A 22,120-nucleotide genomic window follows, 5' to 3' on the forward strand; every position below is an offset into this window, starting at 1 on the left:
CAGTTAGTTAATATGAAATCGCTTGCAAGTAAATTATAGTTCATTGTGTTTTATTTATCAACATATTTTGTTCTAATAAACAAAAAACTGAAATAATGTTGCGAAATGCAACATTATTTCAGCTTTCGCCATAAGGTGCTTCGGTTAATACCAAGTCGTTTCGCTGCTTTTGTTTGGTTCATATCTTCTTCTTGAAGCACTTTCCAAATGATCTCTTTTTCAATCTCGGCCAACGGCTTATGCAAATCCAAACATAAATCGTTTCCACTGTCAAGGAAACCGATAGTTTTTAAGTCTTCGACCCGGATATATTCATGGCGAGCCATTTGGATGGCTTGCTTCATCACCTGGCTTAATTCTTGCAAATTGCCTCTCCAATGATGGCGGTGCAGCCATTTGAGCGCCGTTTCGTCGATGCCGACCACTTGTTTTCCGTACTTTACATTGTATTGGGCGATGAATTTTCGCGCATATTCTTCTAAATCCTCGGTGTACTCTCTTAACGATGGCAAGCGAATTTGGTTGGCCTTAAACTGTTTGAACAGATGATGAGATAGCTGTTTTTGTCGGGCTAAATGAGCTGGGTCGTTCTCAAATAAAAGGATGATCCTCATCACTGCCGCAGGGATGAGTTGGGCAATCTCATCTTGGCGCAGTAACGGCAGCTGTTCAACCCCTTGCAATATACATGTTCCGCCTTCGCTATAGGTGAAAATAGAGTGGAGGCGGTCAATCAGTTGCCCGTCATCAGCTGTCAGGCGGACGTGCAACAACATTCCTTCTGTTTGCTTGCTCTCGCAATGGATGATTCCCGCCAGTGTTTTTTTGCCGCTTCCTTGTTCCCCATATAGCGCCACTGGTTCGCGATGCATCGCCGCCCTTTTGCCTTGCTCAATCACCCGATGAATCGATTCGCTGTTGCCGATGATTTGAGAAAATGAACGCATTGTAGGCTGTACAGCAGCAACGGTTAAGCCATGTTCTTCTTGGGGCTCGGTGCTTTCAGCCAAACGTACGTAATAGTGATGTTCAAGCGGATCTGTGTTTAATCCCCCTTGCCGCAAATGCATTCGTTTGTCATTGACCATACAGGTGTGTTGAATTTCTACAGGTGTGATCGCCCGACATAACTCGTTATATTCATGATCAAGAAAGGGGAAACAGGCATAAATGGATGATTCGTTGGAGTTGTTTTTCATCCCATTGAATCGGTTTTGAAAAGCCGGGCTGGCATACTCGATGGTGCCATGTTCATTGTAAACCGCAATGGCGGCACGACTTTGTTGCAATAGTTGTTTATATCGTTTGGCTTCTTTGACTGCATTTGTGAGCATTTGATACGTTTGCTTTGCTTGTTCAAACGCTTCGATGACCGATTCTCTGCCGGAAGTAATAAGAATGCTTTGAAGTCCGCACGCTTCCGCTGTCCTGCAAGTAATGGTATCTCCGATAATTGTTTGTGCCCCTGCCGCTTTTGCCTGTTGGATCGCTTCATCGACTTCTTTTTGGTCATGGATAATGGTGTAAGGAATCTGAATATCTAAAAGGTTGGATACAGAAACAAATCCCTGGCAAATGTTTGTGAATCCGATAATCCAGTGATTAGCATGATAGTCCTTCACCAATGTCAATATACGCAAGATGTCATAACCCGATACTTGGATTTCAATAACGGGCAATGAAGTATATTGGCGTAACAGTTGTGCCGTGCCGCCGCGGCTAATCACCAGATCGAGCCCTTCTTTTTCGTACTGTTTCACAATCGGAATGGCCTCTTGCAAGTCGCCTTGCACAACGGTCAGATCGAGTTCCTGCTGTTCTTTGGCCAACGTAGAGGCCAGTTCTTTCAGTCCGGGATATGGGGCAATCAATAATGTTTTTATGTTCATATCCACTCATCACCTGTTTTGTCTAGGTCTTTCACTCCCATTCATTATAGCTCAATTTTCGGCTGGATGTGACATATATGAACACATTCGTTTCCGTTGTATAGTGTATGGCCGAGAGAGTGATCGACTAGGAGATGGGATCGGACTAGACACCACGGAAGCTAGAAGGCCGGTGAAAAACAGTGGTCACGAGCAAATCAGCGGCATTTCGCCAAAAAAGAAGACTGGTTTTGCAAGGTTTTTCTAATTGAGAAACAGATGGAACTAGCAGTATTTTGTACTAGATCACCATCCTTCTAGGACTATCAGTTTTGGGATTATACCCAATATAGTGAACGGACTAAAAGGGGAATGAGAAACGGTCCTTTTCCTTCCACGATCGTTCTTGAGTGAAACGTAGCACCTATAATGTTTCTCAAATTGAGAAAATACATCATTGATCTTCATTAACTGCTAAATCACCGATCTTCTAACAGAGATGATCGGGGATAGTCCGTATATCTCAAGTCTATTTTCATAAAAAATGTTATGGAATGAAAAGGATTATAAGGAAAAATGTCGAAGAAAAAATAGACATCTATATCAAAAGACATGGAGGGGATCCGATTGAGTGTGTTTCGGGAGCTTGGCAGATTGGCAGGGAAGGCAACGGGGATGGTGATCGGCGGAGCGGTGAATGTTGTCGGTGAGATGGCGGGCAGCCGATGGGTGAAAGAGGTCGGCGATGGGGTGAAAAAAGCGTCCGAGTTCGCTGGCGATACGCTCGGTCAGGCGGTCGACGGTGTATGGAACACAGCGTCTGGTATCATTCAAAAGGATGAGATGAAGGTCGAAAAAGGGCTTGGAAACATCGGCCGCTCCATCTCACGTACGGCCAAAGGTGTATATGAGACGGCCAAGCATACATACCAAAGCGGCAAGGAAGTGTATGAAGGGCTGCGCGATGACGATGCTAGGAAGATGAAAAATGGATTAGCCAGCATTGCCAAGACAGTGGCGATCGGCACGTTGGCCGTCGGAGTCGTAGACATGGTCGATGGTGTGGACTATGGTGATGAGGCCGAAAGTAGTCACGATTCGGTTCGTACAGGCGATCAAGCCCATCTAGCAAGTTCCGGCTATGTTGAGGCGGCAGCGGGCATTGATTCGGAAGAGAGTCCAGGGACGCATCATGTCCGCCCGCACTGGGTGGAAGGGCATTGGCGTGACGGGCAATGGATTGAAGGATATTGGCGCGACGGCGATGGAAACACGGACGTGAATCTAACCGAGGAGCAAGGAGGCGGCTACGAACGGACAAATCCGGATGGCAACCCAGATAATAACTTAACGTAAGATGGAGATCATTCCAAGGGAATTTCCATGTCTCCATCCGTGCACATAACATGACATCAATTAGTCCGTACAACCGTTGATTTTTGCGCTGCCTATTAATAGCGATGGTGAAGCCATTCGTGTAAGGGGGATGTTCGGAAGAATGCTTGACCAAATCAAAGGCGGGCTGTTCGGGGGGGCGATTGGGGACGCGCTTGGCGCGACGACGGAGTTTATGAGTGCCGAGGAAATTCGCCGTACATATGGAAAAGTGACGGACATCATCGGCGGCGGTTTCCTGAATTTGTCTCCTGGGGAAGTGACGGACGATACGGCGATGACAATGGCGGTGGCGAAAGGAATCATCCGCCATCCGGAACATCCGATTGCGGCGATGGGCGAGGAGTTTTTGAAGTGGTACGACACGGACCCTCCGGATGTTGGCGTCATTATTCGCACGGTGTTTTCGCTGTATGAGGGGGATTGGTTTGCGGCGGCGTCTGAGGCGTGTCGGAAGCTTGGCGGCAAATGTGCGGGCAACGGGTCATTAATGCGTTGTTTGCCGATTGCGTTGGCGTATGCCGATCAGGAGAAGATGGAAGAAATGACGGCTTTGCATTCGCGCATGACCCATGCCGATGATCGTGCCATGGAGGCGTGCCTTATTTATAACCGAATTGCCGTTCGGCTGCTTCACGGGGAACCGCTAGTTAAGGCGATTCGGCGGGAAGTGGATCATACACGGTATGAGCCGCTGGTCACGTTCACGCCTTCGTGCCCGCCTGACGGCTATGTCGTTCATACGATGGCGTGGGTGCTTCATTGGCTGCTTCGTTGTGAGTCGTTTGAAGACGTCGTCATTTCAGCGGCGAATATGGGCGGGGATAGCGATACGATTGCGGCGATCGCCGGGGGGTTGAAAGGGCTGGAGGTCGGGTATAGCCAGCTGCCGAAACGGTTTGTGGAAACGATCGTTTGTGCTAGTGAGTTGGAAGAGCTGGCAGTGCAATTGGCGGGTGTCCGGAACTCGTTCGACCCAAGTAAAACCGACGATGAACAAGAAACATAGGGGAGAGGGCGAAAAGGGGGAATCGACAGTTATTTGCGGAGGAGATGTGGAAGTCTTTTCCGGATGAGCTGTACAAAGGGAAAAACGTATCGACGTTCAAAGGGAAAGAGTCGTTTCGCGTGGTATCGTTTTCCGATGAAGGGATCATCGTACGCTTAATGTCAAAGGAAAAGGACGTATTTTTAAGCAAGAAGGCGATGTTCAACGTCATTGAGAAGTTCATTGCGCATAAGGATGGTGTGCGGCAAAAAATGGTCCGCCCAGCGTCCCGCTTAAAGTTAGGGCTGTTTTTGCTTCATCCGTGGACAGAGAAAGGGGAGCGTCATGAGGAGGGGAAACGTCGCTCTTATTGGTTGTTAACAGATGAATTATTCCAGCAATTGGCAAGTGGAGAGAGAAGTTGACGCACTTTGAAGTGCGCCGGCGTTTACGGCAAAAAACAAAAGGCCAAGCCTGGCCATGATCTTGTTCTGCACACCAAGAACAGCACGGATTCCTACGGGGGAAAGAGCCGCGCGGTCAGCCGCGGCTTTTTGGCGTTGTTTGTCCACTTCCTTCGCCGCGTCGACGACGGTCGGTCTGGCCTGTGCTTTGCGGCCTTGTGAATCAAGATGTGCGATGTTAGGCGCCAATGTGACCGATTTAACAGCGGAAAACGGCAAGGATTGATAGGATGGTAAACAAAAAGGTGTTGGAGACATGAAGCGGATTCCGTCCCGATTTAATGCGATGGCGCAAACAAAGCATGGTGAACGGATTCTCTACAATAGGTATACCGGGGCGATTGGCGCGGTGGCGGAAGACAAGAAGGCCGCTGCGCTTGACGCGCTCAAGAGAACGGGAATTGACCGCGAGCTGTCACCGGTGGAACAAACGCTGGTGGAGTGCGGGTTTCTTGTCGCTGAGAACGTCAATGAGAAGCGACGGGCGCAGTTTTTGCATCAATCGCTGCACCGGACGGATGTGATGCCTCTCGTGATCTTGTCGACGGAGGCGTGCAATTTTCGTTGTGTGTACTGTTATCAAGACTTTTTGCGCGGGCAGATGAAACGCGAGGTCATTGACGGGTTGAAACGTTTTTTGGCGGAGACAATTCCGCGGCTGACCCATTTGACGGTCAGTTGGTTTGGCGGCGAACCGCTGTTGGCGCTCGATGTGAAGGGAACCACTGTCCGTTGTCCCGCCTGCGAACAGGGGAGCACCCTTGCCCGCATGAAAAGCGAAAAATCAAAGAAGTGCTCCGGCTGATTGATGCGCAGTCATTCATACGAGATGAAGGGAAAGGGAGGTGAGAATATGCGCATTTTGCGTCCTGCCGCATCGCTTGTTGCGTTGTCCTATTTTGGGCGGCTGACGAAATCAATGCCTGGTCATTTGAAATGATGAATGGGAGAGAACTACGGTTTGGTAGATGATCCAAGAAAAAGCGTTGAAATGGTTTGAGATTCTTTCCCGGCTGACGTCAATAGTTATTAAGCATTCCTTCTCTCGCGCTATGAAAAGAATTCGTTTTTTCAAGGAGACACACGATCAACCATTCGCCAAATAAAGTGAACGAAAAAGTAGTTGCCCATGACAATGGCCCTTGTCGAGTAGACAAGGGCCAATTGATGCGCTTTTTTATTTGCCTCATGGTATGACAAGAACGGGGATGTAGTCGGAAAACGGATCAGACCATCGTTTCTTAAAAGGGGAAGCCTTTCAGATGTTCTTCTCGATGGCTCTTGAGAACGAAAAACGGTTGTTTCTCGTCCTTTACGAGTCTCCATTCATGGTTGAAAGGCGGTGAATAAATCGTTGCAGCGAATGAAGTGAACGTGGCTTAAAGGCAGTTTCGATGCCGATGGTTATGCCTTATAGTTCTTCATGAAAAGCTCAAATAAAATATCAATCAGAACAACAAGGGTCGAACGGGCAGATAGGTCATAACCCGCAAACTGGACGCGTTGCACGTAGGCGCTGATATGTTTTCGTACAAGCTTGGCCAGTGTACTATCGGCGTTGTTCGTGATCGCTACCGTTTCGACGTTTTTAAAGCGAAGTTTCTCTGCCGCCTGTACAATGGTTTTCGTTTCTCCGCTTGATGAAATGAAAATGACCATATCTTTTGGTTGAATCATGTTTGGTAAAAGGTCAATAATATGTGATTCATACACATACGAGCTCGGTTTGTTTACTTGGATGAGAAGTTTGCTAAAATATTCCCCGATCATTTTGGATAGACCAACCGCCACAATCAACACCCGATTGGCCTCAAAAATCAATTGGCTAATTTCTTCCACATGTTTTCGTTCCAACGAATCGAGTGTCTGATTCATATCGGCTTTGTACCGTTCAATCGTATTTTCTCCAACCGGAATGGCTTGGTCGTCGATCGTTTTCAGAATATATTTCAACTCTGAGAAACCTTCTAAGCCAAGTTTATGACACATACGGATGATGGTGGTGGTGCTGACGTTGTTTTTTTCCGCCATAGCAGTGAGCGATAATTGTTTCGCTTGTTCCACATGTCCATCGATGTAGTACAGAACGTGTTTTTCTGCATGGGTGAGTTGGCCGATATAGTTTGAAAATCGATCCATCAGTTTTCCCATATGGAGACTCCTTTGCTTATCGTCCCTATTTTAACAATATTATAACACATGTTATAGGCCGTTCGAGGGAAACCCCCCCCCCCGTCGGTTTTGAGGAGAAAGAAGTATAATTGTTCGCTAGGTGTACAACTATGAAGGAGAACAGTATGATAAAACAAAGTTGAAAGCGGTTTATGATTATGGATGATATCGGGGGGACATACGTTGGAATTAAAACAAATGACGAGTGAACGGCTCATCTTATTTGATGTCGGTCTCTCGACGAAAGAAGCAGTGATTCGCGCTCTTGTCGATGTTCTTTTTGAAAACGGTGTCTTATCTTCGAAAGAGGCGTTCCTTCAGGCCGTTATGGAAAGGGAGACGATTTCTCCAACTGGACTGGAAAAAGGGTTGGCGATTCCGCACGGAAAATCAAAAGCGGTCAATCGAGCGGCCTTTGCCGTTGCGCGCTTATCCTCTCCTATTAAGGATTGGGAAAGCATTGATCCTTATAATGAAGTACAGCTTGTTTTCTTGCTTGCGATTCCGGAAGCAGAGGCGGGAACGACGCACTTAAATGTATTGTCGGAATTAAGCTTGCGTTTGATGGATGAGGGTTACCTGCGGCGCTTGATGGAGGCGAAAAGTGCTGAGGAACTGCTTCTGGCGCTAGATGAGACAGGGACAAGCGGAGGAGACCAAAACGTCACGTATCAAAAAACGGTTTTGGCCATTACAGCCTGTGCTACTGGGATTGCACATACGTATATGGCAGCCGAAGCGCTAGAGAAAGCTGGACGTGAGCTCGGAGTCCGTGTATTGACAGAAAAGCAAGGGGCTAACGGAATTCAAGACGAGCTGACGGCAGATGTCATTGCACAAGCCGATGGAGTCATTTTCGCCACGGATATTGCGCCGAAACGCAAGGAGCGTTTCGCTGGGAAGCCTTACGTGCAAACGAGAGTAGCGGAACCGTTAAAACATGCAAAACAGATCATAAATAAAGTGCTTCACCAGCCGGATGGGATTGTCACCGCTTCCGAGGATGAAACGATGCAAACAGGCAATGGGAAAAAAGCTGGGCTCTTGTCAGAAATAGCACAGGCGGTGTTAACCGGCATATCGTATATGCTTCCGGTCATTGTCGCGGCTGGTTTAATGATTGGAATTGCGAAGCTAGGCTCGATGCCGTTTGGTTTAGTTAACGAAATTAACGATGTGAAGTATGCGACCCATTCGAATGAGTGGTTTGTCATCTTGCATCATTTAGATAAGTTTGGCGGAATGATCTTCAAGTTCATGTATCCCGTATTCGCTGCATTTGTCGCTTATGCGATTGCTGATCGTGTCGGCTTGGTATCTGGGTTCATTGGCGGCGCATTTGCGGCTGGATTGCATTACACGTTTTGGGGAGTGGAAAATGGGATCCCGTCTGGATTTTTTGGTGCCTTGATTCTTGGATTGGCGGCTGGATATGTTTCTCGATTCCTCAATAACCATATTCGGTTAAACAAAAATTTCCAATCAGTGAAGCCGATGCTGATCATTCCAGCCATCAGTGTGTTGTCTGTTTTCTTCCTTAACTTTTATATTGTCGATCCTGTGTTCGGTGGGTTAAACGCGTGGCTTCGCCAGCTCATTGAGTCCGCCCAAGACTCAGGTGAGCTCACTCTGTCCGCGATCATTGCAGCGGCGACAGCATTTGATTTAGGCGGACCGATTAATAAAGCAGCCGGGGCGATCGCCATTGGTTTGGCGGCAGATCAAATCTTCCCTCTTACGCCACGTGTGTTGGCGATCGTGATTCCGCCGATCGGCTTGGGATTGGCGACTGTTCTTGATAAATATATCGTCGGCCGCCGTGTATTCGATGAGAATTTGCGCATTGCTGGGAACACGGCATTAGTTCTTGGGTTTATCGCGATTAGTGAGGGAGCGATTCCGTTTATGCTTCGGAACCCGCTCATCACGATTCCAGTCAATATTGTTGGCTCGATTTTAGGAGCATGTACAGCCGTCTATTTAGGCGCTGTTCAATGGTTGCCGCTTCCGGCGTTTTGGGGCTGGCCGTTTGTTGAGAATTTATGGGCTTATTTGACCGGATTGGCTGTAGGGGCATTGTTTATCGCTTTCGTTAATATTTTTATTCGATTGGCGTTGTTGAAAAGAGCAGGGCAATAAAACAACGTTGACAACAGCATAAGGTTATGGGGTGACATGCCCATAGCCTTATGCTTTTTCATCCTCTTATTGGAGGATTGGTGGATCAAGAAGACAGCTGGTGAGCTTGGATTTTGATAAGGAGGCGTCAACAAGGTGAAGAACAAACGCGTGCATGTCGTGCCTCATTCCCATTGGGATCGAGAATGGTATTTTTCCATCGAAGATTCGAATATTTTGCTTGTTGAAAATATCGATCATCTTCTCAATGTGTTGGAACGGGATGAAACGTATTCTGCCTATGTGTTTGACGGACAGTCTTCCATCGTGGAAGAGTATTTGAACATTCGCCCAGAGAACCAGGAGCGGGTGAAAAAACTGATTGAGCAGCGGAGACTTTTTATCGGTCCTTGGTATACGCAGACGGATTCGCTTCTTGTCCATAAAGAGTCAATGATTCGAAATTTGCTTTACGGAACGAAAATAGCCCAAAGCATGGGTCATAGCATGGAGATCGGTTATTTACCAGATATTTTTGGGCAAAACGGCTACTTGCCTTCCATTTTTCGCGGCTTTGGGCTTGAATTCAGCATTTTGCAACGGGGAGTTTACACAGAGCAGTTAAATGGGGATGTCAATTTTATTTGGAAATCTCCTGATGGTCAGGGGGTGAAGGCCAATCACCTTTATTTTGGCTACGGCCCAGGAAAATTTTTATCATCTGATCAGGAGTATGTAGAGAATCGACTGATTCCGATCATTGAAAAGTTAGAGGAAGTAAACGAGCACTGTGATCATTTGTTGTTGCCTGCCGGCGGGGATCAGGTGCTTGTTTGCGAGCATTTTCCCGAGACGGTCGCTGAGTTAAATCGTATCGATCCAAAGCGGGAATACGTGTTATCCGATTACGAGACGTTTATGAAGGAGGCTTGGGCGGGCGAGCCGTTTCCAAATGTGATTGAGGGAGAATTGCTCGCATCGCAACGATCACGCATCCACCATACGATTCGTTCGCAACGGTACGATATCAAGCGGAAAAATGCGATCATTGAACATAAGCTTTTACATGTGCTTGAACCACTTGCGGTGATTGGGCAAGCGTTAGGGTTGCCGTATCCGAAAAGATGGCTCGATCACATGTGGAAGCAGTTGTTTGACGTTCACGCCCATGACAGCATTGGCGGCTGCAACTCGGATGAAACGAATCGAGATATTGTTCACCGCCTTGAGAAATTAGAACGAATGGCAGACGGTCTTGTGAATCTATTGAAAAAACGAATCACTTATGCGATTGGCCGCCAGACGGGGAACGAAAATATTTACGTTGCTTTTAACCTGTTGCCACGTCCGTTTTCCGGACTGATTGATGGTGTGATATTTACAAAGGACCCGCACTTCCAACTGGTGACAGACGATGGAAAAGGCGTTCCAGCGGAAATCGTTGAGCAACACTATTTGCCAGGTGGAAAACAAATTGTGGTGACCGCAGAGGGAGAAAAAGAGATCGACGTACAAGGATATTATCGAACGGTTGTGCGTCTGCAAGTTGACCATGTGCCAGCGATGGGCTATTGCACATACCAAGTGATTGAGGGAACGGAAGGCTGTGAAAAACGAATCCTAGATCAAGAGAAGCGGATTGAAAACGAATATTTGGCATTGTCCTATGAACAAGGGACATTGCAGTTGCACCATCAACCATCTGGTGAGACGGTGACGAATTTTATCCGTTTTGAAAATACGGGGGATGCGGGGGATTCATACGACTACTCTCCTCTTGAAGGAGATAAACCGATTTATCTGGAAAAAGCGGAGCTTCTCTCCGTTGAAAAGGGGCCTTTGACAGAAAAAATGGTCGTTCGGCACATTAGAGTGATCCCTTCCTGTTTATCAGAGCGGGAGAAAGGGGAGTGTTCAAGTAAACTGGAAATCATCACCTCTTTCGAATTGAGAAAGGGGGAAGAACTCATCCGTGTTTGTCATCAGCTAGAGAATCAGGCGGAAGATCATCGACTTCGCGTGTTGTTAACCCCTCCGATAGCCGACGTCAGGACATCATTTGCGGATCAAGCATTCAGTTTAGTAGAGCGACCTGTTGAGAGCAGGTATTTAGCCGATTGGCGCGAGAAACGATTTGCTGAAGCTCCTGTTCCGATTTATCCACTTGAGAATGCGGCTGGGCTTTACGATGACCGCTTCGTTTTTGCGGCGTTGACCAAAGGGATAAAAGAGTATGAAGTGCTGACGGAAACAAACGAGCTGGCGCTCACGTTATTCCGCAGTGTCGGTGTGCTTGGCAAAGATGATTTGCTTTGGCGTCCGGGCCGTGCCTCGGGCATTAATAACAAAGTCGTGTATACGCCTGATGCGCAAATGAAAAAGAAAATGGATTTTGAATATGCGATATATATGGCCAACGAGACGCTGAATTCAGCAAAGATTTTTGCGCATATTGACCTATATCGCGGGCATTTTGCCTCTTATCAAAGACAGCAGCTCAATACATTTGAAGAGCGGCTGGAACGGTTCGAGATCCCGTACCCGATCGAGCAAGCACCGGAATCGTTTTCTTTGCTGGAAGTGGATCGGGAAGATGTATTTATGAGTGTGTGCAAACAGGCACACGATGATTCGTCCATTATCGTTCGTTTCTTTAACCCGACATCCGAAAGAAAGACCGTGATGTTAAAAAGCAACCATATAAAAGAAATCGAAGAAACCAATTTAGCTGAAGAGAAAATTCGGACGATGGAAGGGCCGTTTGTTGTCGATGCAAAAGGGTATATGACATTGAAGTTGAAGGGGACGAACATGTCATGAGGAAACAAACTATATTGCCACAACTGGAGGAAAAGCTGAAAACCATATATGGCGAGCAATACAATGACGAGTATTTGATGGCTTTTCAAGCGCTCATTGAGCGATGGGAGAAAAAACAATGGCCAACCAGTGCCCCCCTTTCCGAGGAAAACGTATATTTGATCACGTATGGAGACAGTATTTTCGAAGACGGAACGCCAACGCTACAAACATTGCATACATTTTTAAAGACACAAGTCGGGGACTGGATTACAGATGTCCATTTACTCCCTATGTTTCCGTATACGTCGGATGATGGTTTTTCCGTGGTGGATTACCGCCGCATTCATCCACGGCTTGGCGATTGGAAGCACATTAAACAATTGGCGGAAGACTACAGATTGATGTTTGATTTTGTGGCCAATCACATTTCGAAGTCAAGCGATTGGTTTCAAAAGTATTTGCAAGGGGATCCAACCTATGAACAGTATTTTATTCAGAGGGATCCATCATTTGATACAAGTCAAGTCATACGCCCGCGTACCACACCGCTGTTTCACGACTATCAAGGAACTGACAATACAAAGACGGTGTGGACGACGTTTAGCGAAGACCAAATTGATCTCAATTATCGCCATTTTCCTGTTTTGCTTGAGATGACTGAGATTTTGCTGGAATATGCATATAAACACGGGACAAGCATTCGCTTAGATGCGATCGGTTTTATATGGAAGGAATCAGGGACGACTTGCATGCATTTACCGCAGGCTCATGCCATCATTCAGTTGTGGCGTCTGCTTCTCGATTATTTCAAACCGAATACGCAAATCATTACCGAGACAAACGTGCCGCATCATGAAAACATTAGCTACTTTGGAGATGGGACAAACGAAGCCCATATGGTGTATCAGTTCGCCTTTCCTCCGCTTGTGTTATACACGTTTACCGTTCATTGTGCGACAAAATTAACGGAGTGGGCGAAGACGATTGAAAAAATATCTGATCGAGCGACGTACTTTAATTTCTTGGCAAGCCATGACGGCATTGGAATGCGTCCCGTTGAGGGGATTTTAAGTGAACAAGAGAAGGAGATGCTTGTTCAAAAAGTGTTGAAAAACGGGGGACGAGTCTCCTACAAAGCAAACACGGACGGGAGTCAGTCGGTGTACGAGTTAAATATTACGTACTTTGATGCATTAATCAATAAGGATGTGGATGTGACCGAACAGCAACAAATTCAAAAAATGTTGGCTGCGCATTCTATTTTATTCTCGATGATGGGGGTTCCGGCTCTGTATTATCACTCGCTGCTCGGTTCTCGCAACGATTACCGCGGGCTTGCCGAGTCAGGCATTAACCGTCGGATCAACCGCGAAAAACTTCCGTATGCACGAATTGTCGATGAATTGGCCAACGATGAGCGCCGAAACGCCATCTTTAACGGGTTGAAACAAATGGTCGAGATTCGCCGCCAACAATCAGCGTTTTCTCCATACGCGCCGCAAACCGTTCTTGAATTGGATGATCGTGTATTTGGGTTAAAACGGGAGAATGAAAAGACGAAGGAAGTCGTGTATTGTGTCGTCAATGTGACCCCTGATGATGTCACCATCGAGACCAATATCAGCGGGGAGGATTTGTTCACAGGGAAAAAAGTGCATAAGTCTCTCGCTTTGTCGCCATACCAATACGTATGGGTCAAGGCGGATCGATGATTACTCGCAGTCGGTTGTAAAGAAAGAACGGGAAAATGGATTCTCTAATAGAAAAATTGCTCCGTTACGGAGTTTGACCGATCGCTTCAAGGACGCTTTATCATCAGCCTCCCACGATCGAAATCGATCAGGTGTGTATATGGTATGTAGGGAAAGAGGGTGTCTCGCTGTTTTTGAGACCCCCTCTAAAAGCATTGAATAGAGCATCGAGACCCTCTTCCAAATGAGGGGAATGATCATCCCATTCGATTAACATGGTATCTTCATCGTAAGCGGGTTCATCACCTATGATGACTTTAGCAATATCGTATTTCATCTGCCCATTCATTCAAAGAGGACTTCCCGCGTGGGCGAAACGATGGACGGTCAGGTGCTTTCGGTTGCCCTCACGGCCGGATGAACACTTCTGTTCCGTTCGGGACGATGGAGGCGAGTTCGAGCACGTCTTTGTTGTGCATGCGGATGCATCCTCTCGAGACGTATTTGCCGATCGAGGATGGGTCGTTCGTGCCGTGAATGCCGTAATGGATTTTCGATAAGCTGAGCCACATTGCGCCGAACGGACCGCCCGGGTTTGGTTGACGGTTGACGATGACAAAATCGCCGACAGGCGTGGCGGTGACCATTTTGCCGACGCCGACGGGGTAGGTGCGGATCGTTCTTCCCCGATATTTCAAGGTGAGTTGCCGGCGGCTGATCGATACATGGATTGTATACGGAATCGAGCCTTTGGCCGGGAGGTGGGGGATGATGATCTCTTGACCCGGGAAGATGATGGACGAGGCGGTGAGGCCGTTGGCGCGAAGCAGCGCCTCAACAGATGTGCGGTAGTCTCTGGCGATGGAGGCGATCGTTTCCCCGCGTTTGACGATATGTTTGTACATTCGCTGTCACTCCTTTTTCGCTCGACGGAGACACCCGTTCGGGTGCATGATACATTAGTGTATGAGAACATCCTAGAAAGGTTGCCAAACGAGTGGGTGAACCGTTCCCTTGGCTAGAATGCTGGTGAAAACGAGCTTTTTTCTTTTTGAGATCATCGATAGCGATCTTTTTTACGCAAGAAGGGCGGGAAAACTGGTGTTAGTGATGGATCTTCCACATCGGGATCAGACGATGGAGATCATGGAAGAACAGAGAGCGATAACGATCGCCAGTCGGCGATGCGTTTCGCTCGTATATACGAAGGGTTGGGTCATAACGAATGGGCTTCCCTTCGTGACCGTAGTAAGGGAACAGCTCATGACGAATCGTAAGGGAATAAGATGCTCCATTTCTCGTTCTTCTTGGCGACAAACACGTCTTGATGGAGTTCAAACACGCCAAAAGTGCTATGGAATGTCTGGATGACACGGATACGGTAGACGTCTTGCAACGGTTTGTGTTCGTCTGACATCGACCAGGAAGACAAGTGTTCTACCTCGTCTAGGCGGTATTCGAACGTCTCGACGCCGAAGTCTTGCATAAAGACATGGGCGCGGCGTTGGATGTAGACGTCTTTCGGAAATTTCTCTTTCATTTGCGGGTGAAACAATTCCCAGGAGCTGCCGAAGTCTCCCGCCTGTTCGTAGCGGTAAAAGGCTTCAACAACTTGCTTAGCTTCTTGGCGTTCATCGGACAGAAACAGCGACAGCACCACAGCCAGCAAGGCGACGGCGGTGAGGATGGCCACCCCCGTCCGTGGGGAGATCGTTTTTTGCCGGTAGCGTAGAAACATGGGGCATCTCTCCTCTCTGTATTACCATATGCGAAGCCGGCGGCAGATATGGGTTTTTTAGGCGAGCGGGATGGCGGCAGTATTTTTTTATCAAAAAATGGATCCGGATGTAGTAAAATAAAGAAAGAAGTGGTGGTGAAACAAAAAGCGTCCGCGCTCCCTTATGAAAGGGGGCGTTCGCAAGCATAGGGACGGAACGGCGGAGCGTGAATCGGCTCCGTTTTTCCTTTGACATTTCGTTGAGAATAGAGGAGGCAGGAGAGGTAGAGAGTGATGCGGAAATCATTCATTTATGTGCTGCTTATGGGAATCATGGTCGCTTGGGGATTGAACGTGACGGCGCTGAAGATTCTTGTCGAGCACTTTTCCCCTGTGACATTGACGGCGCTCAGGATTTTCACAGCTGGTGCTGTCGTGCTTTTGTTTTTATGGGGGATCGGACGGCTCGGCAAAGTCGGTTGGAAAGAAGCAAAACAGATCGGTTTGGCTGCTATGTTTAGTGTTGTCGCTCACCACTTTTTCCTCGCGGTGGGGCTGACGAACACAACGGCGGTCAATGCGGGTCTTGTGTTAGGAATGGTGCCGCTTGTGACGGCGCTGTTGGCGATGATGTGGTTAGGCCAGCGGCCGACATGGTTTCGGATTCTTGGCATCGCGCTTGGGTTTTTTGGCGTTGTGTTTGTCGTTGCGAGCGGCGATGGGGGCCTTGGTCATTTGTCAATCGGGGATGTGTACATCTTTTTGGCTGTCTTGGCGCAGGGAATCAGCTTCATTCTGATCAAAAAGGCGACGGTCGAGGCGCGGGTGATGACAGGGTGGATGCTTGTGTTTGGGGCGCTTTGGCTGTTTGTCCTCAGTTTCGCGCTTGAACCGCATGGCTTGTCGAGTCTGAAAACAGGCACACCGTCGCTTTGGATGATTTTCCTCGCCTCAGCCGTCGTGGCGACGGCGCTCGGTCATATGTTTTACAATCAGGCGGTTCAATACCTCGGCCCTGCCGAGTCGGCAATGTTCATCAACCTCAATCCGCTCTTTTCACTGCTTGGGGCGCATTGGCTGCTTGGCGAGCCGATTTCATGGATGCAGCTGGCTGGTTTTCTCTTTATTGTCGCAGGCGTGATGTTCGGCAGCGGGGGGATGGATGATGTGATCGCCCGCTTTCGACGGGCGAAAGTGGCGGCTAGGGGGAGGAAGGTGGGGATGTGGTAGCACGTTCCCCCGCTTTGACGCCATGCGTGCAAGGAGGAAACGTTGGTACTGCCAGGAGCGGATAGGGCCTCGCCATACAGGGGGTGTCTGGGCTGTCTCTTCTTGAAAAGGGACGGCCATTTTTTGCATCATGGGCAGGATTTTGTCGGATGATGCCGAAAAAGAGAATACGAAACCTATTCGGGTGAGGTGAATGTATGGCGATCGATCACGACCGGCTGTTCAAGGAAGTTGTTGCAGACGTTTTTTGAGGAATTTGTGCTTCTCTTCTTCCCGGATATGCATGAGCCTATCGTTTTTACCCATTTGTCGTTTTTGTCCGAAGAGCTGTTTACGGATGTAACGGTTGGGGAGAAGTACCGGGTAGACTTGCTGGCGAAAGGGGAAGACGGATGGATCATTGTTCATGTGGAAAACCAGGCGTACATCCAATCGTCGTTTCCTGAGCGAATGTTTCTTTACGACCCAAGAATCCCACGGCTTTAGCCGTGTGGAGTGTCAATTCAGCCGCTTGTTTGAGAAATACCGCGCTCCGATCATTCCGATTGCCGTCTTCAGCTATGATGCCATCCGCGACGAACCCTCCTCGTTCACGCTCTACTTTCCGTTTCGTGATGTGCTTGATTTTCGCTTTTTCCATGTGGAGCTGCGCAAGCGAAACTGGCGCCAATTTGTCCGCACCGACAACCCGGTGGCGGCTGCGCTGTTTAGCAAAATGGACTATACTGAAAATGAACGAGTGGAACTGAAAAAGCAATTTTTGCGCATGTTGGTGCGCCTCGAGCTAGACGAGGCAAGACAGCGTCTGTTGATGGGCTTTTTTGAAACGTATGTGAAGCTTTCTGATGAAGAAGAACAACAGCTCCGAAGAGAGGTGGAACCAATGGAGATGAAAGAAAAAGAACAAGTGTTGGAATTGATCATTTCGTACGAGCAAAAGGGAAAAATTCAAGGTCGAGAGGAAGGACGCAAAGAGGGAGCCGAACAAGAAAAACGGCACATTGCGAAACGGATGTTGCATAAAGGGGTTGATGCGCAAACGATTCAAGAACTGATCGGATTGTCTGTGACGGAGATTGAGGAAATGAAACAAGGCGGCTCCAAGTGAATGAAATGAATCGCCGCATACTGTTCATCAAACAGGCGGGGCAAAAGGCCGCCCCCGCCCTAGCGCGTTGGTTTCGCTGCTGTTGATTCCCGTTTGATCAGTTTCGTAGACAATAGCACTTCCTGAAATGGTTCGTTCGGATTGTCCCACCGCCATCGCAACAATTCCACCGCTCGTTTGCCGTAGCGCTTCAGGTCGATGTCGACGGTCGTGATTTTCGGTGTCGCGATTTGCGACAGTTGCCCGTTGTCAAAGCTGCAGACGGAAACGTCATCGGGCACTTTTAGCCCGTATTGCTGCAGGCTGGTGCTGACGAAAAAGCCAAGTCCGTCATTGACGCAAAACCAGGCGGTCGGCTGCCGCTTCAGCTCGCGGATGTAGCCTGCGATGACCGTTTCGTCCTCTTGCGCCTGGCAGAACATCCATTCCTCGTTCGGTTTCACTCCATAGTCTTTCAGCGCCAATAAGTACCCTTCATACCGCTCTTGATAGCTTGGCGAGTAGTTGACGTCGCCGACAAACGCAATGTCGGTATGGTTGAGCTCCAATAAATGCTGGGCAGCCACATACGCCCCGAACCGATTGTTTGTCAGCACCGCGTCGGCGGAAATGTTCGGATGATGGTGGTCGACAAGGACGGTCGGGATGCCGGTTGAGACCACTTTTTGGATGTATTCGGTGCTGATGTGAGAAAGAATGACGACGCCATCGACGACCTTTTCCTCGATGAACGAAGGCAGCAAGAGCTGCTTTTTTTGCTGCTCGTTGACCGACTGAATATGCAGCTTCATGCCGCATGATAGTGCTTCCTGTTCGATGCTTAAGTAAATGTCGCCGAAAAACTTCAGCGAAAACGTGCGATCCGAGGCGATGAGGGCGATTTGCTTTGGCGGCTCCTCGAGATGTTTCGAGCGAGAAGAAGGATACTCATACCCCATTTCTTTCGCAACGCGCTTCACAAGCTGCCTCGTTTCCTCGCTCACCCCCTCTTTGCCTCGCAACGCTTGAGAGACGGAGTTTTTGGAAATGTTGAGCCGATCAGCGATGTCTTGCATGGTGACACGTTTTTTCATTCACGATCTCCACCTGTTCGTTCTTTTTGCCTTTTCGGCTATGTGAAGCGCCGATCAGGATAATGATTGTCTCCTTGAGTATAGGTTGACATGTTCAAAAGCGATTTCCGTTTTTGTGTTTTCTCCATTCTTAGTTTAAGTATATCCTCTTGTGAAACCAAACGGTATGCAAAATATCGGGAAAGATATACGGGATGTTATTGTAACGTTACATTTATTTGTTGTCAAGTTGATCAACATTGAAAAGAGCTTTTTTATTCACCGTTTTTTCTGAAAAAGAAGTTGACTATTCGCTTTTGTCATGAAATAATGTGATTGTAATGGGTGGAATCACCATTACAATACTTGATTTTAAAGTGACAATATTGTCCAATCTAATGGCCTGTCATGGTAAGGAGAGGCGTTGTCTGAATCGGTTGTTTGTGTAAGCGTTTTAATCATCATAAGGGGGGAATCAACGATGAAAAAGCGCAAATGGTTTAAGCTCGTTTCGGTGTTGCTCGCCGCTGCGGTGATCGGAACGGGTTGCCAAGGGCAAACGGGAAATGAGCAAGGAGAGGGGAAACAAAGTTCAACCGTGCAGATTGATTTTTGGGCGGCACCAAACCCGACGCAGCAGGCGTTCTGGAAGAAGATGGCCGATCGCTACATGCAAGAGCATGAACATGTGAAAATCAAAGTATCACCGATGCCGGAAAGCCCTTCTTCAGAGGCAGGCATTCAGTCAGCCATTGCGGCGGGAAACGCTCCGGTCATTTCGGAAAACATCTCGCGTGGTTTTGCTGCGCAGTTGGCGGACAGCAAGGCGATTGTGCCACTCGATCAATTTGACGGGTTTAACGATTTACTTAGCAAGCGGAAAATGGAAACGACGATTTCCACTTGGAAATTCGCTGATGGACATCAGTATGTGCTGCCGATTTATTCGAATGCCATGCTGTTTGGCTGGCGGATGGATATTTTGAAAGAGTTAGGATATAACGAGCCGCCGAAAACATATAGCGAAGTTCTTGAGGTCGGCAAAAAGCTGAAAGAAAAATATCCAGACAAGTTTTTGTGGGCGAGAGCCGATTTGGCCAAACCGACATGGTGGGCAAGATGGTTTGACTTCTTTATGCTGTATAACGCCGCGTCGAATGGTACTCATTTTATTGATGGGAATAAACTGAGCGCAGATCGTGATGCGGGCGTAAAAACGCTCCAATTCTTTGCGGATTTAAGTAAACATCAACTAGTACTGACGAGGGAGACGAAAGATCCGTTTGAAAGCGGCACGTCGGTGATGGTCGATTTAGGGCCGTGGACGTTCCCATATTGGACGGAGAAGTTTCCGGAAATGAAATTTAACGAAACATACGCGTTGTCCATGCCGCCAGTGCCGGATGGAATGGATCCGACGCAAGCAAAAACGTTTGCCGATACAAAAGGGTTAGTCATTTACGCTTCAGCGACGAAAGAGCAGCAACAAGCAGCGTTCGATTTTGTCAAATGGGTGTACTCTGATCCACAAAACGATTTGGAATGGCTGAAAGAAACAAATTTGCCGCCAGCGCGGGATGACTTGTCAACGAACGAGGCGTTTGTCTCCTATTTGGAGCAAAATCCGCAATTGAAATTGTATGCGGAAAATATCCCGAACGCGTTGCCGCCGATGGATAATGCCGAAATGGTTGAAATTCAAGAATTGATCGGCAAAGAAGCGTTGAACCCGGTCATCAAAGGCGAGAAAGCCCCTGAAGAAGCCTGGAAGGATATGGAGAAGGCGATCGATGGGGTGTTAAAATAACATGAATAAACACACGGCAAAAGTGGGTTGGCTGCTCGCCAGCCCATACCTTATCTATTCCGCTGTTTTCTTTTTGATCCCCCTGTTTTGGGCGTTATTTCTCGCTTTTACGAACTGGAACTTAATTTCTCCCGAATATGAGACGGTGGGAATGCAAAACTTCCTTGACGCTTTCTTCAGCCCGAGCGTGCGGGCCGCGTTTTGGGTGACGTACAAATTTATGCTGATGTTTGTGCCGATCGTTATCATAGGTTCCCTTTGTTTGGCGCTGATCATTCATCATCTGCCGCGGTGGAAAGGGCTGTTTGCCGTTGGGTACTTTTTGCCGTACTTAGCGTCAGGAGTGGCGTCGGCGATTGTCGTCAAAGGGGTTATTTCTTACAACAGCCCGTTCAATCAATTTTTGCGGGATGTATTTGGTCTCGATATTGACTGGCTTGGGTCGCCAACATTGGCGGCGCTGGTGATCGTGCTGATGATGGCGTGGAAGTTTGTCGGATATTATGCGCTATTGTTTTTGGCCGGCTTGGAAAGCATTCCGAAAGAAGTGTATGAAGCGGCGGAAATCGATGGCGCGGTTGGCTGGAAGCGGGTTTGGCACGTGACGATTCCGATGTTGTATCCTTCGTTTTATACGGTGACGATTTTGGCGGTTGGTTTAATGTTTGGCATTTTTACCGAACCGTACGTACTGACAGGCGGAGGGCCGGAGTATGCGACCCATACATGGCAGCTGGAGATTTACAATCAGGCATTTGAAAAATTGAATGCGGGCTATGGAACCGCGGTCGCGATCATCAATTCGATCGTCACCTTTGCGTCGATTTTCGTCTTTCGCAAGGTGTTGGAAAAATGGGGGGGCAAACATGGTTGGGAGTAAACGATGGAAGGTTGGGTTGCTTTATGTGTTGGCGTTTGCTGTTCTGTTCGTGATGGTGTTTCCGTATTTGTACATGGTGCTAGGCTCGCTTTCCCCATGGAATGAGGTCGACCGAAAGCTCATCCCGTCGTCGTTGTCGCTTCGCTCGTATGAATGGCTGTTTCAAGGCGGTGAAGATGTCGTACCGCGGCCGTGGCTTCGCGCGTTTTTCAACAGTGTGCTCGTCACATCGGCATCAACGCTGCTTATGCTGGTGACGGCGGTGATGGTCGGATATGCGCTATCGAAAGTAACCTTTAAGGGGAGACGATGGGTCAATAACGCGATTTTGTTTCAAATGTTTTATCCGTCGATCATTTTATTGATTCCGCTGTTTTTGATTGTCCGGTATTTCGGTTGGTACAACACGTATTGGGCGATGATCTTGCCGAAGGCCGTCAACTTGTGGGCGATCTTTATGTATACGAACTTTTTCCGCAGCATCCCCGATGAATTGATCGAAGCGGCCAAAATGGATGGAGCGGGCCATTTCACCATCATTCGCCGCATTGTCTGGCCGATGTCACGCTCGATCACAACGATTATTTTCTTGTTCCTTTTCATGGAACGGTGGGTGGAACTGCTTTGGGATATGCTGGTCGTGAATAACGAAAAGATGTTGACATTAAATGTATTGTTGGCGCAAATGTTTGGGCCGTATGGGGGGTACCCGGGGCCGATGTATGCCGCCTCGGTGTTGCTCACGCTGCCGATTTTGATTTTGTTCATTTTGTTTAGCAAGAATTTTAAGGAAGGCATGCAGTTCATATTAAAATAATAGAACATGAT

Annotated in this window: 15 protein-coding genes and 2 pseudogenes; 12 read left to right on the forward strand and 5 right to left on the reverse strand. The window is 48.0% G+C overall.

Going from position 1 to position 22,120, the window contains the following annotated elements:
* Positions 1 to 113: 113 nt before the first annotated feature.
* Entirely contained in the window at positions 114 to 1,760 is a 1,647-nt protein-coding gene (locus tag IC803_RS00375; RefSeq protein ID WP_233134482.1) for a PrpR N-terminal domain-containing protein, read from the reverse strand.
* Between the two features lie 735 nt (positions 1,761 to 2,495).
* On the opposite strand from IC803_RS00375, the gene IC803_RS00380 reads away from it, so the two are divergent.
* The 4 genes and pseudogenes from IC803_RS00380 to IC803_RS00395 all read left to right on the forward strand — a co-directional run.
* On the forward strand, positions 2,496 to 3,224 hold the full coding sequence (locus IC803_RS00380) for a hypothetical protein (RefSeq protein ID WP_143421100.1): 729 nt from the start codon (positions 2,496 to 2,498) through the stop codon (positions 3,222 to 3,224).
* A 130-nt stretch (positions 3,225 to 3,354) separates the two neighbouring features.
* Positions 3,355 to 4,272 (forward strand): ADP-ribosylglycohydrolase family protein, encoded by a 918-nt coding sequence (locus IC803_RS00385; RefSeq protein ID WP_223812003.1) that lies wholly within the window; start codon positions 3,355 to 3,357, stop codon positions 4,270 to 4,272.
* 44 nt (positions 4,273 to 4,316) lie between these two features.
* On the forward strand, positions 4,317 to 4,676 hold the full coding sequence (locus IC803_RS00390; RefSeq protein WP_081210395.1) for a hypothetical protein: 360 nt from the start codon (positions 4,317 to 4,319) through the stop codon (positions 4,674 to 4,676).
* Between the two features lie 295 nt (positions 4,677 to 4,971).
* Positions 4,972 to 5,430, forward strand: a pseudogene (locus IC803_RS00395) (radical SAM/SPASM domain-containing protein); the annotation flags it as partial.
* A 689-nt stretch (positions 5,431 to 6,119) separates the two neighbouring features.
* Here IC803_RS00395 and IC803_RS00400 read toward each other — a convergent pair.
* The gene (locus IC803_RS00400; RefSeq protein WP_081210399.1) at positions 6,120 to 6,866 is read right to left on the reverse strand and encodes a MurR/RpiR family transcriptional regulator; all 747 of its coding nucleotides are present in this window, start codon (positions 6,864 to 6,866) and stop codon (positions 6,120 to 6,122) included.
* A gap of 204 nt (positions 6,867 to 7,070) precedes the next feature.
* Here IC803_RS00400 and IC803_RS00405 point away from each other — a divergent pair, with 204 nt between their 5' ends.
* From IC803_RS00405 to IC803_RS00415, 3 genes are all read left to right on the forward strand, one after another.
* Entirely contained in the window at positions 7,071 to 9,026 is a 1,956-nt protein-coding gene (locus IC803_RS00405) for a fructose-specific PTS transporter subunit EIIC (RefSeq protein WP_081210401.1), read from the forward strand.
* 135 nt (positions 9,027 to 9,161) lie between these two features.
* Entirely contained in the window at positions 9,162 to 11,825 is a 2,664-nt protein-coding gene (locus tag IC803_RS00410; RefSeq protein WP_081210403.1) for a glycoside hydrolase family 38 N-terminal domain-containing protein, read from the forward strand.
* On the forward strand, positions 11,822 to 13,519 hold the full coding sequence (locus IC803_RS00415; protein WP_081210404.1) for an alpha-amylase family glycosyl hydrolase: 1,698 nt from the start codon (positions 11,822 to 11,824) through the stop codon (positions 13,517 to 13,519). Before IC803_RS00410 ends, IC803_RS00415 begins: the two co-directional genes overlap by 4 nt.
* A 386-nt stretch (positions 13,520 to 13,905) precedes the next feature.
* Here the strand turns inward: IC803_RS00415 and IC803_RS00420 are convergent, their stop codons facing one another.
* Together IC803_RS00420 and IC803_RS00425 are read right to left on the reverse strand one after the other, a co-directional pair.
* On the reverse strand, positions 13,906 to 14,403 hold the full coding sequence (locus IC803_RS00420; RefSeq protein WP_081210418.1) for a L,D-transpeptidase family protein: 498 nt from the start codon (positions 14,401 to 14,403) through the stop codon (positions 13,906 to 13,908).
* 356 nt (positions 14,404 to 14,759) lie between these two features.
* Entirely contained in the window at positions 14,760 to 15,236 is a 477-nt protein-coding gene (locus IC803_RS00425) for a hypothetical protein (RefSeq protein ID WP_081210420.1), read from the reverse strand.
* Positions 15,237 to 15,509: 273 nt separating this feature from the next.
* On the opposite strand from IC803_RS00425, the gene IC803_RS00430 reads away from it, so the two are divergent.
* Both IC803_RS00430 and IC803_RS00435 read left to right on the forward strand, forming a co-directional pair.
* Complete coding sequence (locus IC803_RS00430; protein WP_081210422.1) at positions 15,510 to 16,445, forward strand: DMT family transporter; 936 nt, start codon at positions 15,510 to 15,512, stop codon at positions 16,443 to 16,445.
* A gap of 197 nt (positions 16,446 to 16,642) precedes the next feature.
* Positions 16,643 to 17,553, forward strand: a pseudogene (locus tag IC803_RS00435) (Rpn family recombination-promoting nuclease/putative transposase).
* Positions 17,554 to 17,612: 59 nt separating this feature from the next.
* Here IC803_RS00435 and IC803_RS00440 read toward each other — a convergent pair.
* Entirely contained in the window at positions 17,613 to 18,626 is a 1,014-nt protein-coding gene (locus IC803_RS00440; protein WP_081210424.1) for a LacI family DNA-binding transcriptional regulator, read from the reverse strand.
* A gap of 460 nt (positions 18,627 to 19,086) precedes the next feature.
* Between IC803_RS00440 and IC803_RS00445 the strand changes: the two genes are divergently transcribed.
* From IC803_RS00445 to IC803_RS00455, 3 genes are read left to right on the forward strand one after another with little or no spacing between them, the layout of a single operon-like run.
* A complete protein-coding gene (locus tag IC803_RS00445; RefSeq protein ID WP_081210426.1) occupies positions 19,087 to 20,412 on the forward strand; it encodes an extracellular solute-binding protein in 1,326 nt (441 codons plus the stop codon).
* Between the two features lies 1 nt (position 20,413).
* Positions 20,414 to 21,292: a carbohydrate ABC transporter permease gene (locus IC803_RS00450; RefSeq protein WP_081210435.1), complete on the forward strand. Its 879-nt coding sequence runs from the start codon at positions 20,414 to 20,416 to the stop codon at positions 21,290 to 21,292.
* The gene (locus IC803_RS00455; RefSeq protein ID WP_081210436.1) at positions 21,279 to 22,109 is read left to right on the forward strand and encodes a carbohydrate ABC transporter permease; all 831 of its coding nucleotides are present in this window, start codon (positions 21,279 to 21,281) and stop codon (positions 22,107 to 22,109) included. Before IC803_RS00450 ends, IC803_RS00455 begins: the two co-directional genes overlap by 14 nt.
* Positions 22,110 to 22,120: the final 11 nt, after the last annotated feature.

The sequence above is a fragment of the Geobacillus sp. 46C-IIa genome (genome assembly GCF_014679505.1).
Classification (GTDB): domain Bacteria; phylum Bacillota; class Bacilli; order Bacillales; family Anoxybacillaceae; genus Geobacillus.